The sequence below is a fragment of the Desulfosporosinus youngiae DSM 17734 genome, from assembly GCF_000244895.1.
Taxonomy (GTDB): Bacteria; Bacillota; Desulfitobacteriia; order Desulfitobacteriales; family Desulfitobacteriaceae; genus Desulfosporosinus; species Desulfosporosinus youngiae.
In genome coordinates this window covers 950844-966528 of sequence record NZ_CM001441.1, presented here as the reverse complement: position 1 = coordinate 966528, position 15685 = coordinate 950844, and the positions used below count along the sequence as shown (strand labels likewise).

Here is a 15685-nt window from a genome sequence, read left to right as displayed (position 1 = left end):
CGTCCTTTTATTTATGAGGCAGACCCATCCTGGGATGGCGCGACGCGCCGAAACGGTTTTAATCGTTCAACAGCTTTCACTATTCCTTTGACTGATAATCCATGGGCCATAAAGAGCTGAGGAATCGGCCCTTGATCTACAAATCCAGGATATCCCAAGCGTTCAACAGCTACTCCATTGATTCCTTCTTCCTCAAGAAACTCTAAAATCGCGCTTCCCATCCCTCCTTTAAGAGAATGGTCTTCCACTGTGATTATTTTCTTGGTAAGCCGAGCATAGTGTGACAAGACGTTACGATCGAGAGGATTAATATAACGCAAGTTGATGACTGCTGCATCAACCCCTAGATGACGCAATTCCTGAGCCGCAAGCAGACACGTATGAACTGTAAGACCGACTCCGATCAAGGTAATATCCCGACCATCCCGCATGACTTCCGCTTTGCCAATGGGAATCTCTGCTAACCTCTCATCCAGCACAACCCCTTGTCCGGCGGATCTCGGATAACGCAGCGCAACAGGCCCGTTATGCTTGATCGCAGTATAAAGCATATGGCGCAATTCATTTTCATCTTTAGGGGCCATAAAAACTAAGTTAGGAATAATCCGTAAAAAGGAAATATCAAACACCCCATGATGGGTAGGCCCATCATCCCCGACCACTCCTGCACGGTCGATTGCCAGCACAACATTAGCATTCTGCAAACAGACATCATGCAACACCTGATCATAGGCTCTCTGATAAAAGCTGGAATAAATCGCTACAACAGGTTTTAATCCCCCAAATGCCAATCCGGCCGCAAAGGTTATTGCATGTTGTTCCGCAATCCCAACATCAAAAAACCGTTCCGGAAACTCACCCGCAAACTTATTTAGACCTGTCCCGCCCGCCATTGCTGCCGTGATAGCGACGATTTGAGAATTCTCCCGGGCAAGTTTACAGAGAGTGTCACCGAAAACCGCAGTGTAAGTCGGTGGAGCCGGCTTTTTAGTTACTTTACCTGTTTCGGCATCAAAAGGACCAATCCCATGAAAGATATCCGGATTTTCCTCTGCCGGTTTGTATCCTTTTCCTTTACGCGTTACAACATGGACAAGTACGGGACATTTCTTATTTTTTGCCTGTTCTAAAACTTCTTCTACTAAGGCTTGATCATGTCCATCAATCGGACCTAAATAAGTGAAGCCCAATTCTTCAAAAAGTAATCCCGGCACGAGCAAATATTTTAAGCTATCTTTAGCCTTAGACGCTAATTTTGCCACTTGGTTTCCAATTCCCGGTATTCGTTTTAATAAGTACTCCAGATCCTCTTTTCGTTTGTCATACATCGGATCTGTCCTCAGCCGATTAAGATAGGTAGACATGGCACCCACATTCGGTGAAATCGACATCTCATTGTCATTTAAAACTACGATAACATTTGTTTCACTATGCCCCGCATGGTTTAAAGCTTCATAAGCCATACCTCCGGTCATCGCCCCGTCTCCGATGACTGCCACAACATGGTGCTTCTCTTGAAGAACATCCCGTGCTTTAGCAAACCCCACCGCTGCGGAAATGGAAGTACTGGAATGGCCGGTTTCAAAACTGTCGTGCGGGCTCTCCCCCCGTTTAGGAAAGCCAGATAATCCTTTATATTGGCGAATAGTCTTAAACCGACTCAATCGCCCGGTAATAAGCTTATGCACATAGGTCTGATGACCGACATCCCATACGATCTTGTCTTGAGGGCTATCAAATACGCGGTGCAACGCCAAGGTAAGTTCTACTACCCCAAGATTAGGCGCTAAATGCCCTCCATTTTTGGAGACCACTTCAATCATTTCCTGCCGAATCTCCTGCGCCAAAATTTTAAGTTCGGATGAATTTAATGTGCGCAAGTCCCTCGGTCCATGAATTTTTTCAAGTAGTCCCATTCTTTTGCCCCCTCATAATCCGATCCGTTATTTTTACTGACACTGTATATCTAAATTAGCAGTCCCACAATAATTCCAACCATTACCCCCCCAAAAACTTCAAAAGGGGTATGTCCAATGAGCTCTTTCAATTGCTCTTGAGCAATATCAGGACCATGGTATAAGCGCTCGACTAACTGATTAAGAACCTCTGCTTGTTTTCCAGCTTCTCGTCTTACCCCGGCGGCATCGTACAGAACAATCATCCCAAAAACAGCTGCGACTGCAAAGATTGGAGAATCCCATCCATAGTATTTCCCAATTCCTAATGCTAAGGCACTCACCGTAGCAGAATGGGAACTTGGAAATCCACCTGAACTAAAAAAAAGTTGGAGCTTAAATTTTTTTGATAAAATTATATTTATGATTACCTTTAACATCTGAGCTGTAAACCAAGCGGTTACAGCCGAAATAAGGATTGCATTGTTGAAAATCCCTGGAACGATTGGCATAATCACAACCTCGTTTAATGTTTGCGTTCTTCGATATAGAGTGCGAGTTGATTTAAAAAGACCGCTCTTTCATCAAATACCTCTAAAGAGGATTGAGCTTTAAGAATTTGAGCATGCAATTGCTGAGCAGCGCCCTCCAGGCCGAGTAAAGAAACGTAGGTCGACTTCCCTTGCCTCAGATCGCTTCCGGCAGGTTTCCCAAGAGTTTCACTATCCCCGACGATATCTAAAATATCATCCTTAATCTGAAACGCTAAGCCTAAAGCCTTAGCATAATCTGTTAGTGCCTTAACCTGATCCTCAGTGCCCCCTGCTAAAATTCCTCCCAACCGGGCTGAAACTGTCAGCAAAGCACCGGTTTTAGCCTTATGAATCTCTTCTATTTCATTTAAAGTCAGGCTTTTTCCCTCTCCAGCCAGATCAGCGACCTGCCCTCCAACCATACCTTCTTTTCCGGCAGCCACAGCCACCTCCCGAATAACGCGCAGTTGTCGTTCAGGCTGACCGAGGTCCGAATCAGCAAGCAATTCGAAAGCATAGGTTAATAGGGCGTCTCCGGCTAAGATTGCCTGAGCCTCCCCAAAAACCTTATGATTGGATAATCTTCCCCTTCGATAGTCGTCATTATCCATCGCCGGTAAATCATCATGAATTAATGAGTATGTATGGATGAGTTCTAAAGCCACTGCTGCCCGCAAAATAGTTTCCGGATTGCCGCCCACAGCTTCTGCTGAGGCCAAAGCCAGCACAGGACGAATTCGTTTGCCCCCTCCGATGAGGGAATAATACATACTCTCATTTAGAATATCCTTTTCCCACGGCAATTGGGTTAGAGTATTTTCTATCATCGTGAGATAGCGCTGAAAGGTTTCTTTGAACACGTTTTACGCTCATCCTTCCACATCAAAACTAGCAGGCTTGATCTGCAACTGGCCATCCGGGCCTTCAAGCAATATTTCCATTTGTTTTTCAGCTTGGTCCAATACGTTCGAACAATACTGAACAAGACCCACCCCTTCTTTGAATAAACTCAAAGCCTTTTCTAAGGGGAGATCTTTTTGCTCAAGTGTTTTGACGATGGTTTCCAAATCCTGAAGCCCAGTCTCCAGAGATTTGGGTTCTTCTGATGGTATATTCTTATTACTCTTGTCTTGTTCTTGCTCTTTCTCAAAAAGATTTTCAGTCCATTTATCTAAACCCATAGATCAAATCTCCTTCTCCAACACTTGGCAGCGTAAGCTTCCTTCTCCTAAACGAATCCGAATTGGATCGTGAAGCTCCACCTGGCTCGCGGAGCGCAGAAGCTGTCCTTCTGCATTGTAGGTTAGCGAGTATCCTCTTCCTAAAATGCTCAAGGGACTCAGCAGATCAAGCTTAGCAGCCAATAAATTTAGTATACCATTTTTATCGATTACAAATCTAGTCATCCCTTCTTGAAGCCGCATTTGCAGGGCATCAAGGCGTTGTCGATTCTGATCAATTCGCCAGAAAGGATCTTTAAGCGGTCCCTTGTTGGCAATCCCTTCAATGTATTGGCGTTTCCGCTGGATTAGACTTCCCATAGCGTTCTGAAGCCGGTCCCGGAGTTGGGCCACATGGAGTTCCAGATCTAATAGAATAGGGACAGCCAGCTCAGCGGCCGCGGAAGGGGTCGGGGCCCGCAAATCTGCCACATAGTCTGAAATCGTTACATCCGTTTCATGCCCCACGGCTGAAATGATCGGAATAACGGATGCCGAGATCGCACGAGCGACGATATCTGTATTAAAGGCCCATAACTCTTCTAACGAGCCTCCGCCACGACCAACGATAATGACATCCACATTCCCATGTCGATTAAGCCGAGCGATCGCTTGAGCTACTTCACGGGGCGCGGCTTCTCCTTGGACCGCGGCAGGCGCCAAGATCCATGACATTCCCGGATGCCGGCGTTCAATAATATTCAGGATATCCCGGATCGCCGCACCCGTCGGGCTTGTTACGATCCCGATCCGGCGTGGTAAGCGCGGTATACTCTTCTTACGTGTCGGATCAAACAATCCTTCTTCGGCGAGTTTCTTTTTAAGCTGCTCAAACGCCAAATAGAGCTGCCCAAGTCCACTCGGCTCCATCTCTTCGCCATAGAGCTGAATGGTCCCATCCCGCTCATACATACGAATATTGCCACGAATTAAGACTTTTAAACCGTCTGACGGAACGAAGCGAACCCGTTCCGACCGACTTCTAAACATAACCCCTTTAAGATTGGATGATTCATCTTTAAGCGTAAAATACCAATGTCCGGATGCCCGATGATTTTTAAAGTTCGAAAGTTCACCACTGATCCAACAATTCTGCAACTCCGTTCGTTCCTGCAGGACTTGCCCTATGCGGCCTACCAACTCAGAAACCGTCCATATTTTTGGCACAACCTTCACCTCAATGCCTATCATAACACAAAGAAAAGTACTGTGGAAACACGTGACAAGGAGACGGTCTTACACACTGGAAGTGTGTCAAAAGAAGGTGTGTCAATAATCCTGTCCCCCTGACACGCCTTCTTATCTATTATCTATTAAGGTAAGACATAAAAATTATTAGAATTGATGTTACAATATGTAATTTATATTTTACATTTAGAATACTATAATGTATGATATTCAATATAAGGAGGGTTGTATTTGAAAAATCTTAAGTTGAAGTCTGCAAGAGCTCTTTCAGATATGTCACAAGAGCAATTGGCAGAAGCAGTAGGCGTAACGAGACAAACAATCGGAATGATTGAAGCCGGGAAATTTAATCCGTCTTTACAATTGTGTATTGCTATATGTAAAACGCTAGGTAAGACATTAGACGAATTATTTTGGGAGGTATAATAATGAAAGATGAAAGAATTGAACAAGCCAAAAATAAAATACGAAGTGAAATGGCAATTATTATTCTTTATGCAGTAGCTATATCGTTTTTAGTAAAAACCTTAGTATTTAACATGGATTTACAGGAATGTATCACGGAATATATCATCTTGATATTTTTCCCACTATATCAGCTTATAAGAATGCATATGATGAAGGTAAGTATTTATAGCAAACGTTTAAATAAGCAATCTATAAGAAATTTCCTTATAGCAATTGCAGTAATTGTGTTTGTATTCTCAGTGATTATTATTAATTCCGTTAAAAAGTCTGACTTGTATAACTGGCAATCTTCAGTAGTTTTCATAAGCATATTCTTAGTACTATTTACGTCAATCTATTTTATTGCCAATAAGTATAATCAGATCAGAGCTCATAGATACGAAAATGAATTTGATGGCGATAAATGAAAAGTCAAACAAAATGGGCCGTGCTCCACGAACTCTGTTCGTTTTGCAACGGCTCATTTTACGATATTCTATGAAAATTACATTCTGCTTTGAACAACAGCAACAGTCTCTGCGCAAATGACCGCGGCTTGCTCGAAGAGTCTGGCTCGTTCAGCCTTAACCCGCTCTTGATAGCCCTCGTCTTTAATCCCAGGCAGGTTGATATCGACACTGAGCATAGCCGACTTAAGGGCACTCTCTGCTAAGTAAGCGGAAACCCCAACATCACTGATCGCGCCTTTGTTTCCGATCGGGGCAAGCTTCTGGGCTAATTGCAAAACTTTGAAGCAATTTTGAGAAATCCCCAGCGGAGTATCCGTAGCGGATACTAAGACTTCCTGCATTTTCTTAGCACGCAGGGCTTTTTCTTCGTCAGTGCCTTTGGGTAATTTCAAGACATCCATGAAATTCGAGAATTCAGCGATATCCTGACTTAGACCGCTCTTCAAATTGTTTAAGACAGTTTCTGCTTCAGCCAGGATTTCTTTCACTTCAGGTTCAACGTCTTTATACTTTTCCTTACCGATTGTAAGATTAGCCACCATACAAGTCATTGAGGCCGCCAGTGCTCCGACATACGCAGAAACACTTCCGCCGCCGGGTGTTGGCGAGGAACTGGCAGACACATTCAAAAATTCTTCAGTGCTCCACTCCCAAATTTTGTTCATATCCATTAGCGAGCCCCTCCTTGCAGAACGATTCCCTTCAGAACATTACGCATAATAAGGGCGGTTGTCAAGGAACCTACGCCACCCGGTACCGGAGAAATTCGATCTGCCACATCTTGTACCGCTTCAAAATCGACATCTCCGCAAATTCCTCCAGGGATTTCATTGATTCCGGCATCAACAACGATAGCTCCGGCTTTAACCATATCTTTTTTGATCAGCTTTGCGCGTCCCACAGCAGCAATTAAGATATCCGCCTGACGGGTGAAAGCTCCCAAATCAGGAGTTTTTGAGTGACAAATCGTCACGGTTGCATTGTGCTTGAGAATTAGGAAAACTAATGGCTTACCAACAGTTTCTCCCCGACCAACAATAACAACATGTTTTCCCGCAATTTCAACCCCTGAGCGCAGAAGCAACTCAATACAGCTTTGTGGGGTAGCCGGAAATAGTCCTTCCTCACCGCTTAGAATATATCCGCGGTTGATAGGATGAACTCCGTCGACGTCCTTATCAGGGCGCACTGCGGCCATAACCGTTTCCTTTTGAATTCCTTTTGGGAGCGGGAGTTCAATCATAATGCCATGAATACTTTGATCATTATTAAGGCTTTCGATCTTTGCCAAAATCTCTGCTTCAGGTGTAGAACCGGGCATTTCGAAAAGTTCAAAGGCCATACCAATACCTTCGCATACCTTCTGTTTAGACCGTGCATATACGACAGATGCCGGGTCATCGCCAACTAAAATTACCGCAAGCTTAGGCTGCACTCCCTTTTCCTTCCACTGTGCAATCTCCTCACGAATTTCTTCCTTTAGGATTTTAGATACTGCTTTACCATCCAATAATTGAGCCAAAATACACACTCCTTTCGAAATATTATGATATATTCACTTCCAAGACTCCCACTTCTTTATAGAAGCGAGAGTCCCGGTGTCACCCTTAACCTGTCAACTTATTTCGTTTTGAGATACTCCTCAATGCCTGCAGCAGCCTTTTTGCCGGCACCCATAGCCAAAATAACGGTTGCTGCACCGGTCACGATATCTCCGCCTGCAAAAACACCTGGTTTTGATGTCATCAAGGTGTCTGGATCAGCAACAATGTTCCCTCGCTTATTTAATTCCAAGCCGGGAGTAGAGGTCGTTACCAAAGGATTGGGACCTTGTCCGATCGCTACGACAACTGTGTCCATAGGAATTTCGAATTCAGATCCTTTAATAGCAATAGGCGCACGACGGCCTGAAGCGTCCGGTTCTCCGAGTTCATAACGCAGGCAGGTCAGGCTCTTAACCCATCCGCGCTCATCCCCTTCGATGGAAACGGGATTAGTTAATAAACGGAATTGGATTCCCTCTTCTTCCGCATGTTCAAGCTCTTCTTTACGGGCCGGCATTTCATCCCGGGAACGACGGTAGATGATGTAGACATTTTCAGCGCCTAAACGTAAAGCTGTACGTGCAGAGTCCATGGCAACATTACCGGCACCCAATACGGCAACATTTTTTCCTACTTTTACCGGAGTCGCATATTCAGGGAATTTGTAACCCTTCATCAAATTCGTCCGAGTTAAAAACTCATTTGCGGAATAAACCCCATTTAAGTTCTCTCCCGGGATATCCATGAAGTACGGAAGTCCGGCTCCGGTCCCAATAAATACGGCATCATAGCCATTTTCCATAAGTTCATCGACAGAGGTGATTTTACCAACAACTTGATTTGTCAGGATTTCAACGCCCATTTCCTTGAGGTTGTCAATTTCCGTTTGTACAATTTCCTTTGGCAAACGGAACTGGGGAATTCCATACATCAGAACGCCGCCGGCAACGTGCAAGGCTTCAAAAACGGTCACCGCATGTCCCGCTTTTGCTAAGTCACCGGCGCAAGCCAATCCGGCAGGACCAGCTCCGATGATGGCGACACGTTTACCGCTCGGTTCAGGCTTTTGAACCTCGGATTTACCAGTTTTCATGCCGAAGTCAGCGGCAAAACGCTCCAGCCGGCCAATTGCCACAGACTCTCCTTTGATCCCCAGAATACATTTGCTTTCACATTGATTTTCTTGAGGACATACCCGTCCACAAACTGCCGGCAGGGAATTTTTAATCTTCAGGACATTACCAGCTTCCTGGAAATCCCCTTCTGCAATCTTTTTAATGAACTCAGGGATAAGAACTGACACAGGGCATCCGCTTATACATTTAGGCTTTTTACATTGTAAGCAACGCTTTGCTTCCTCAATGGCAGTTTCTTCTGAATAGCCCAAAGCGACCTCTTCAAAGTTATGTGCTCTGACTTGAGGTTCCTGGCAAGGCATTTCATGACGAGGGATTTTTACTTTTTTCGTGCTTTCAACTTTTTCTGTCATTAGTGATGCCCCCCTTCTTTACCACAATCACATTCCAGGCGTGCCTTAGCCTGGTTTTCTTCATCCTTATAAAAAGCGAGGCGTTTCATAGCTAAATCAAAATCAACTAAATGTCCATCGAACTCTGGTCCATCGACACAAGCAAACTTGGTTTCATCGCCGACACTAATCCGGCAAGCACCGCACATACCTGTCCCGTCAACCATAATTGGATTCATACTGACAATTGTTTTGATGCCCAAAGGCCGGGTATAATCAACGACAGCCTTCATCATAATCATAGGACCGATCGCCCAAATCGCCTTAACTTGATGTCCTTGAGCTAATACTTCGGCAAGACCGTCTGTAACGAACCCTTTAACCCCTTTACTCCCGTCATTAGTGGCAATGACAACTTCACTGCTTGCAGCGTGCATCTCATCTTCTAAAATCAATAAATCTGCACTTCTTGAACCTAAGACGGATATCACATGATTTCCAGCCTCTTTTAAAGCCCGGGCGATTGGATGGACAGGAGCAATCCCTAAACCTCCGCCAATACAGACAACCGTGCCATAGTTTTCAACTTCTGAAGCAACTCCCAGCGGACCCACAAAATCCTGGAATTGATCCCCTTCATTCATGCGGGTAATGATGGCTGAAGAATATCCTACATCTTGCACAACAATCGTAATAGTACCTTTTTCCCGATCAAAATCCATAACTGTCAGTGGGATACGCTCACTAAGCTCATCTACACGTACAATGACAAATTGCCCTGGTTCCACTTTCGCGGCCACGGCCGGTGCATTGACATCCAGCAAGGCAATACCGGTTGCCAACAATCTTTTTTTAACAACGTGGTACATGTGTCTCCTCCTCAATATAAGTTACTCGCTATTCTTAGGTTAATTCGATATGTTTATTCATTTTTCCTTCATAGATCCCAGTATAATTTTTAAAAAAATTGAATTATCTTATCTTTAAAAATATGAAATACGCAGATTTCTGTAATAAACTTAGCATAAGATTCCCCTTGCAATTATCCGACTATTCTAAATATACAGATTAATGACGTAATAACTTACTCCCTGCCTTATCGGCCGTGGTTTTTTATAAATTAACTTTAATCGGAGCCCTTTTGTTCTACTTTCATAGCATTATCCACAATCCGATCTAAGATACCGTTTACAAACTTTGCAGATTCCTCTCCCCCAAAGCGTTTAGCTAACTCGATTGCTTCGTTGAGGCTTACTCTGCCTGGTATATCCGAACGGTAAAGAATTTCATACGCAGCCAAACGCATGACATTTCGATCCACTTTCGCCATACGGTTAAGCGTCCAGTCTTGAGCAAATGAAGAGATTGTTTGATCAATCTCATCCTGATGGGCTATTGTTCCATCGACAAGTTCCTGAGCAAAGTTTCTGCTGGGTTCAGGAACCACAAATTCCTCAGCCCAACGTTGAACTTCTTCAGCTGTATTCATCGGTTCTTTCGTCAGGTCCCTTTGAAAAAGCACTTGCAATGCTGTTTCACGGGCTAATCGTCGACTCAAGAAAATTCCTCCCTAAGTAACTTGAAATTTTGAACTATAAATTTTAGAATTTGTTAAAATACTTTTCCAACCATGTCGAAATATCTTTACGATCATCCTGCCGCTTTCCTAAAATAAATCCCAGCGTCGCAAATAAGGCCAATACCAAGGTCCTCCAAAAACCAAGGGTAACCAATAGCAGTCCCAACAAAAAACCTGCTGAAGTTCCGAAGAGCTTTCCCGGATGATTGTCTAATGCCCAAACTAAAAACTTAGAAATCTTCTCTCCAAGGCTTAACCAAAACCCACTCATCGGACTCGTGCTGAGCGGACCTTTTCTAACTGACGGACCAGCACTTTCACCTCTGCCACATTGATTCCCGTATAGTGTTCGACATCCTCCTTGACCTTGGACAAAATTTCCTCAGATAGTTTGGGAATTACAACACCCTGTTCAAACTGACAGGACACTAGAATTTCAAGCCCGGCATCACGTTGTCTGAGACTTGATTTTACTTGCACCACTCCAGACACGGACTTGGCGCTTCGGGCAATAATTTCTTGGAGTGCATCCAGAGAAATACGAATATCCCCATCTTTCGAAGATGTTCTAAATGAATCCTCGGCGGCACTTTGGCGCGGCCGAATAAACAATAGTAATCCCAGCAAGAGTAAACCTCCCGCTACAACAGTACTTTCCCAGGGATTGGCTCTTAGCCAGTTCAGCCCCTGAGCCATCAGAAAATATGGAAGCCCCCATCCTGTGGCAATAGATAATAACCAGATCGCCGTAAGGATTAGAAGCAATCCAAGAATATAAGCAAACATCGTCGTCCCTTCTTTCAGAAACCCCCCCTGGTGGTTCCAGGGGGGGCCTTCTTTACTTCAGACGCAAATCTTCCTCTTTGGTTTCCGGCAAAGGTTTAAAATTGACTCCTTGTACATGAACATTAGCTTCTACCACTTTAAGACCAGTCATACTTTCAATGGCATCTTTGACAGCCTCCTGAACACCCATAGCCACATCTGGAATAGAGACACCATACTCTACTACAATAAATAAGTCTACTGCTACTTCATGTTCACCAACTTCGACCTTAACCCCTTTAGACAGGTTTTTATTTCTCCCTAACATGTTCGCCAGGTCTCCCACCAGACCTCCGCTCATGCCCACTACGCCCTCCACCTCAGAAGCGGCTAATCCGGCAATAACCTCAACCACTTCATCAGCAATTCGAATAGATCCCAGGGAATTATCTGATCCTAAACTTTCCATGCCCTCACCCCCCGATTCGAAGTTCGATAGAACTTCGCACATTGCCTTAAGTACCTATTGCACTTTTCTCCAGATAATCAACTAAAGTATAGATGGAGTTAACACTCCATCTATACTAAGTTTCCATTATCTACATGACGTTGATATTATACCAAATTAAGGCGGATGTAGCAAAGGTTATTCGATATTCATAATTCATCCTTCCTGGTTCGTAGTTCGTAAAACGAATGTCGAACTAAAAGTCACGAATTCTACTTTGAAAAGAAGACCCTAAAGACATTCAGAAGAATCCCCAGACCCGCAAGCAGGGCAGCTTCGTCCACAGAAGCGAACCCATGGCATGGAGAGGCGGTAAAAGCCCACAAGACGGTGCGGGGAGACGTAGCCACGGGTTCACATCAGGTACTACCCGGAGGTTTGGCACGAAAATGTCCGGTGGACATTTTCGCCGAAGCGGCTATCCCCAAAGAATACTTATCCGCTGAAGGTAGCTCCCGCACCGGCGAGTGGGCGAGCCTCGGAGTGCTGAGTGAGCGGATGTGGGCGAAACTGCCCGACCCGGGAGCGCCCTCTTTATCATCCTCTGATGGTACCGCCTTAGCGGCATGTAGATCTACTCTCCCAGGATACGGCGCTGAATAAAGTTCGTATACACTTCACCCCGTTGATAGAAAGCATTGTCCAATACTTTCAAATGGAACGGTATTGTGGTATGAATTCCTTCTATAACAAATTCCTCGAGGGCTCGTTTCATTCGGGCAATGGCCTCCTGTCTGGTAGCGCCCCAAACAATCAATTTTCCAACCATCGAGTCATAATAAGGAGAAACCGTATAGCCTTGGTAAACCGCACTATCGACACGAACCCCCGGCCCGCCCGGAACATGGTAAATATTGATCAGCCCTGGCGAAGGCATAAAGTTCTTATCCGGATCTTCGGCATTAATTCTGCACTCTATGGCCCAGCCCCGAAGTTGAATATCTTGTTGAGTATAGCCCAGCGGTTCACCTGCGGCTAATCGAATTTGCTCTTTCACTAAGTCAAGCCCTGTTACCATTTCTGTCACCGGGTGCTCAACCTGAATGCGTGTGTTCATTTCAATAAAGTAAAAGTTCCCATGCCGGTCCAGCAAAAACTCAATCGTTCCAGCGTTCGAATAGTTTGCTGACTTGGCTGCTTGAACCGCCACAGCCCCCATCTTTGCTCTCAATTTCGGATTAATGGCACTTGAAGGGGACTCTTCCAGAAGTTTCTGATGACGTCTTTGTAAGGAACAATCCCGTTCCCCAAGATGGACTACATTACCATAGTTATCCCCTAATATTTGAATCTCTATGTGTCTTGGCTCCTCTACGTATTTCTCAAGGTAAACCTCAGCGTTGCCAAATGAGGCCTGCGCCTCATTCTGAGCCGCCTGAATGGATTTGCTTAATTCCTTGGCATTCTGAGCAACTCGCATTCCTTTGCCCCCGCCGCCTGCTGAGGCCTTAATTAATACGGGATAGCCAATTTCCTGTGCTACAATTGCAGCCTTCTTTTCATCTGTAATAATATCTTTTGAGCCTGGAACTACAGGAACCCCGCCCTCAATCATCGTTTTTCGAGCCATAGCCTTATCCCCCATCGTTTCAATAACCTGACGGGATGGCCCGATAAACGTAATATTACACGATTCACATATCTCAGAGAATCGGGCATTTTCAGATAGAAAACCGTAGCCGGGATGAATTGCATCAGCACCGGTTAATTCTGCTGCACTAATGATGTTAGGGATATTAAGGTAACTCTTGGCACTTGACACAGGGCCGATACAGACCGCTTCGTCTGCTGCCTTGACGTGCAAGGCTTCCCGATCACCCTCAGAAAAAACAGCGACAGTCTCAATATCAAGCTCACGACATGCTCGAATAATGCGCAAGGCAATTTCTCCACGATTCGCGATCAGGACTTTTTTAAACATGCTTTTGTTCTCCTTATTTTTCAATGACGAATAACGGTTGCCCATATTCTACAGGCTGTCCGTTCTCTACAAGAATTTCAATCACGTTTCCTTCGATTTCCGACTCGATTTCATTCATAAGTTTCATGGCTTCAACAATGCAAACCGGTTGTCCCACTTCAATATGCTGGCCAACTTTTACATAGGGAGCGGCATCAGGGGACTGTGCACTATAAAACGTCCCTACCATGGGAGACTTAATCGTTTCTGTGTTCGCGGCAAAGACGGGTTCCGGGGCGCTGCCGGAAGGCTCAACACTTGGAGTGGCTTGAGCAGAAACATTAGCTGCAGCCAGCGGAATTCCCTCTTGGCGTGCAACGGCAGTTACAGGAATAAGCGCACCTGCACTTGGTCCTTTGCGGATCGCTATTTTGACTCCATCACTTTCAAGGTTTAACTCACTAATTTCTGTCACATCTATGATCTGGATTAATTCTTTAATTTCTTGTAAATTCAATTTCGAATCCTCCTTAGTTAAGAACGCGGTTCGGGTTTCCTTGACTGCTTTCGGTTCCATTCTGGATAGAACACCACGTTCCCGCTCTTCAAAAAACTTCTTGGCTACTTGAGGGAAAAGAGCATAACTCACAACATCTTCAGCAGACTGAGCAAAATCAATGCTGTCGAGTTTTGCTTTCACCATGCCAGGTTCCAAAATATCTGCCGGCCGAACCAACAATGGCTCCTCATCTCCGATAATTTTGCGCTGGATCTCAGAGTTTATAGGAGCTGGAGGACGGCCATATAACCCCCGCACATACCCTTTAACTTCACCGGGCACTAATTTATATCTTACCCCGCTGAGGACATTTAATACGGCTTGAGTTCCGACAATTTGACTAGTAGGGGTTACTAACGGCGGAAATCCTAATTCTGCACGCACCTTGGGAATCTCTTCTAAGACATCATGGATGCGCTCCAAGGCCCCTTGCTCTTCCAATTGGGATACCAGATTAGAAATCATCCCTCCCGGAACCTGATGTTCAAAGACCCTCATATCTGAAATCCGAGTGATACCACGCTCGAAACCACGGCTTTTACGCAGTGCTTCAAAATACTTGGCGATACGGAATAGTTTACGTATATTTAAGCCCGAATCAAATTCCGTTTCTTGAAAGGTCCTAACCACGGTTTCAACAGGAGGTTGGCTTGCGCCAAAGGCTAAGGGAACGCTAGCGGTGTCAACCACATCAACCCCTGCTTCAGCTGCCTTTAAATAGGTGCCGACAGCCATGCCACCAATGTAATGGCTGTGCAAATGAATCATAATTCCTAACTCTTTTTTTAACAAAGAGATTAATTCATATGCCTTGATCGGAGTGAGCAATCCAGCCATATCTTTGATACAGATGGAATCCGCACCCAGTTCAGCCAGCGCCGTGGCAGTTTCCAAGTAATGTTTCGTAGTATGCACCGGGCTGATTGTATATACAACAGATGCCTGAACATGAGCCCCTGCTTTTTTAGCTGCCTCTATAGGAACAACCATATTTCGGACATCGTTTAGAGCGTCAAAAATCCGAATAATATCAATCCCGTTTTTCACACTCAGCGTCACAAATTCCCGCACAACATCGTCCGGGTAATGCTGATACCCGACTAAAGACTGGCCTCTTAGTAACATTTGCAAGGGTGTCTTCTTAACACGGCTTTTGATTTGTCTCAGACGTTCCCAAGGATCTTCACCTAAAAAACGCAGACATACATCAAAAGTAGCTCCACCCCATACCTCTAACGAGAAATATCCCACCTCATCCAGTTCAGTTAGGATGGGCAGCATATCTTCCGTAGTCATCCGAGTCGCCCAAAGACTTTGATGAGCATCTCGCAAGGTAGTATCTGTAATCTTAACCGGTTTCACTGCCTTCATCCCCTCTTTTTCTTATACCCATTCTTAAGGTGTCTATAATAGGCGCTCCTGAAATGCATATGTACTATTATATGGGGGTGACCTGCCTTTTTCAACAAAATGAGCCCAAGTATACAATAAACACCTTATTATGATCACTATTTATGTATTTAAGCTTAATTATGTTTCCTAATTTAACGAATACGGCAAATTAAAAAGCTGTCTTCCATCATAAGGTGACAGCTTACAAGTAATTTAA

Annotated in this window: 18 protein-coding genes; 3 read left to right on the top strand and 15 right to left on the bottom strand. The window is 44.7% G+C overall.

Features of this window, described 5'->3' with window-relative positions; genetic code table 11:
• Positions 1-11: 11 nt before the first annotated feature.
• Genes dxs through xseA form a run of 5 tightly spaced genes read right to left on the bottom strand, consistent with a single transcriptional unit; the run spans position 12 to position 4815 of the window.
• Positions 12-1916, bottom strand: a complete 1905-nt coding sequence (dxs, locus tag DESYODRAFT_RS04600; RefSeq protein WP_007780044.1) for a 1-deoxy-D-xylulose-5-phosphate synthase — start codon at positions 1914-1916, stop codon at positions 12-14.
• A 50-nt stretch (positions 1917-1966) separates the two neighbouring features.
• The gene (locus DESYODRAFT_RS04595; protein ID WP_007780041.1) at positions 1967-2407 is read right to left on the bottom strand and encodes a divergent PAP2 family protein; all 441 of its coding nucleotides are present in this window, start codon (positions 2405-2407) and stop codon (positions 1967-1969) included.
• Positions 2408-2421: 14 nt separating this feature from the next.
• Positions 2422-3288, bottom strand: a complete 867-nt coding sequence (locus DESYODRAFT_RS04590) for a polyprenyl synthetase family protein (RefSeq protein ID WP_007780038.1) — start codon at positions 3286-3288, stop codon at positions 2422-2424.
• Between the two features lie 9 nt (positions 3289-3297).
• Positions 3298-3609: an exodeoxyribonuclease VII small subunit gene (xseB, locus tag DESYODRAFT_RS04585; RefSeq protein ID WP_007780036.1), complete on the bottom strand. Its 312-nt coding sequence runs from the start codon at positions 3607-3609 to the stop codon at positions 3298-3300.
• Between the two features lie 3 nt (positions 3610-3612).
• The gene (xseA, locus tag DESYODRAFT_RS04580; protein WP_007780033.1) at positions 3613-4815 is read right to left on the bottom strand and encodes an exodeoxyribonuclease VII large subunit; all 1203 of its coding nucleotides are present in this window, start codon (positions 4813-4815) and stop codon (positions 3613-3615) included.
• A gap of 252 nt (positions 4816-5067) precedes the next feature.
• Here xseA and DESYODRAFT_RS04575 point away from each other — a divergent pair, with 252 nt between their 5' ends.
• Both DESYODRAFT_RS04575 and DESYODRAFT_RS04570 read left to right on the top strand, forming a co-directional pair.
• Positions 5068-5262: a helix-turn-helix transcriptional regulator gene (locus tag DESYODRAFT_RS04575; RefSeq protein WP_007780031.1), complete on the top strand. Its 195-nt coding sequence runs from the start codon at positions 5068-5070 to the stop codon at positions 5260-5262.
• Between the two features lie 2 nt (positions 5263-5264).
• Positions 5265-5711, top strand: coding sequence for a DUF6773 family protein (locus DESYODRAFT_RS04570; RefSeq protein WP_007780029.1), 447 nt, complete (start codon positions 5265-5267; stop codon positions 5709-5711).
• Positions 5712-5788: 77 nt separating this feature from the next.
• Here the strand turns inward: DESYODRAFT_RS04570 and DESYODRAFT_RS04565 are convergent, their stop codons facing one another.
• From DESYODRAFT_RS04565 to DESYODRAFT_RS04530, 8 genes are all read right to left on the bottom strand, one after another.
• Positions 5789-6424: a cyclodeaminase/cyclohydrolase family protein gene (locus tag DESYODRAFT_RS04565; protein WP_007780028.1), complete on the bottom strand. Its 636-nt coding sequence runs from the start codon at positions 6422-6424 to the stop codon at positions 5789-5791.
• On the bottom strand, positions 6424-7275 hold the full coding sequence (locus DESYODRAFT_RS04560; protein ID WP_007780025.1) for a bifunctional 5,10-methylenetetrahydrofolate dehydrogenase/5,10-methenyltetrahydrofolate cyclohydrolase: 852 nt from the start codon (positions 7273-7275) through the stop codon (positions 6424-6426). Before DESYODRAFT_RS04560 ends, DESYODRAFT_RS04565 begins: the two co-directional genes overlap by 1 nt.
• 98 nt (positions 7276-7373) lie before the next feature.
• Positions 7374-8786, bottom strand: coding sequence for an NADPH-dependent glutamate synthase (gltA, locus tag DESYODRAFT_RS04555; protein ID WP_007780021.1), 1413 nt, complete (start codon positions 8784-8786; stop codon positions 7374-7376).
• Positions 8786-9634 carry a sulfide/dihydroorotate dehydrogenase-like FAD/NAD-binding protein gene (locus DESYODRAFT_RS04550; RefSeq protein WP_007780019.1) on the bottom strand — a complete coding sequence of 283 codons (849 nt, stop codon included), beginning with the start codon at positions 9632-9634 and terminating at the stop codon, positions 8786-8788. Before DESYODRAFT_RS04550 ends, gltA begins: the two co-directional genes overlap by 1 nt.
• A gap of 257 nt (positions 9635-9891) precedes the next feature.
• Positions 9892-10323: a transcription antitermination factor NusB gene (nusB, locus tag DESYODRAFT_RS04545; RefSeq protein ID WP_007780017.1), complete on the bottom strand. Its 432-nt coding sequence runs from the start codon at positions 10321-10323 to the stop codon at positions 9892-9894.
• A 43-nt stretch (positions 10324-10366) separates the two neighbouring features.
• Positions 10367-10615: a DUF2273 domain-containing protein gene (locus tag DESYODRAFT_RS04540; RefSeq protein ID WP_007780011.1), complete on the bottom strand. Its 249-nt coding sequence runs from the start codon at positions 10613-10615 to the stop codon at positions 10367-10369.
• Positions 10612-11130, bottom strand: a complete 519-nt coding sequence (gene amaP / locus DESYODRAFT_RS04535) for an alkaline shock response membrane anchor protein AmaP (protein WP_007780009.1) — start codon at positions 11128-11130, stop codon at positions 10612-10614. The genes DESYODRAFT_RS04540 and amaP overlap by 4 nt, the downstream gene beginning before the upstream one ends.
• Before the next feature lie 52 nt (positions 11131-11182).
• Entirely contained in the window at positions 11183-11578 is a 396-nt protein-coding gene (locus DESYODRAFT_RS04530; protein WP_007780006.1) for an Asp23/Gls24 family envelope stress response protein, read from the bottom strand.
• 369 nt (positions 11579-11947) lie between these two features.
• Between DESYODRAFT_RS04530 and DESYODRAFT_RS26950 the strand changes: the two genes are divergently transcribed.
• Complete coding sequence (locus tag DESYODRAFT_RS26950; protein ID WP_242833533.1) at positions 11948-12220, top strand: hypothetical protein; 273 nt, start codon at positions 11948-11950, stop codon at positions 12218-12220.
• Here DESYODRAFT_RS26950 and accC read toward each other — a convergent pair.
• Positions 12192-13538 carry an acetyl-CoA carboxylase biotin carboxylase subunit gene (gene accC / locus DESYODRAFT_RS04525; RefSeq protein ID WP_007780004.1) on the bottom strand — a complete coding sequence of 449 codons (1347 nt, stop codon included), beginning with the start codon at positions 13536-13538 and terminating at the stop codon, positions 12192-12194. The genes DESYODRAFT_RS26950 and accC overlap by 29 nt on opposite strands.
• Positions 13539-13551: 13 nt before the next feature.
• Positions 13552-15438: an acetyl-CoA carboxylase biotin carboxyl carrier protein gene (gene accB / locus DESYODRAFT_RS04520; RefSeq protein ID WP_007780003.1), complete on the bottom strand. Its 1887-nt coding sequence runs from the start codon at positions 15436-15438 to the stop codon at positions 13552-13554.
• Positions 15439-15685 lie beyond the last annotated feature (247 nt).

Coding starts and splice junctions, on each gene's coding strand:
- dxs (WP_007780044.1), bottom strand. CDS start 1,916: ATGGGACTACTTGAAAAAATTCATGGACCGAGGGACTTGCGCACATTA.
- DESYODRAFT_RS04595 (WP_007780041.1), bottom strand. CDS start 2,407: ATGCCAATCGTTCCAGGGATTTTCAACAATGCAATCCTTATTTCGGCT.
- xseB (WP_007780036.1), bottom strand. CDS start 3,609: ATGGGTTTAGATAAATGGACTGAAAATCTTTTTGAGAAAGAGCAAGAA.
- DESYODRAFT_RS04570 (WP_007780029.1), top strand. CDS start 5,265: ATGAAAGATGAAAGAATTGAACAAGCCAAAAATAAAATACGAAGTGAA.
- DESYODRAFT_RS04565 (WP_007780028.1), bottom strand. CDS start 6,424: ATGGATATGAACAAAATTTGGGAGTGGAGCACTGAAGAATTTTTGAAT.
- gltA (WP_007780021.1), bottom strand. CDS start 8,786: ATGACAGAAAAAGTTGAAAGCACGAAAAAAGTAAAAATCCCTCGTCAT.
- DESYODRAFT_RS04550 (WP_007780019.1), bottom strand. CDS start 9,634: ATGTACCACGTTGTTAAAAAAAGATTGTTGGCAACCGGTATTGCCTTG.
- DESYODRAFT_RS04540 (WP_007780011.1), bottom strand. CDS start 10,615: ATGAGTGGGTTTTGGTTAAGCCTTGGAGAGAAGATTTCTAAGTTTTTA.
- amaP (WP_007780009.1), bottom strand. CDS start 11,130: ATGTTTGCTTATATTCTTGGATTGCTTCTAATCCTTACGGCGATCTGG.
- DESYODRAFT_RS04530 (WP_007780006.1), bottom strand. CDS start 11,578: ATGGAAAGTTTAGGATCAGATAATTCCCTGGGATCTATTCGAATTGCT.
- accC (WP_007780004.1), bottom strand. CDS start 13,538: ATGTTTAAAAAAGTCCTGATCGCGAATCGTGGAGAAATTGCCTTGCGC.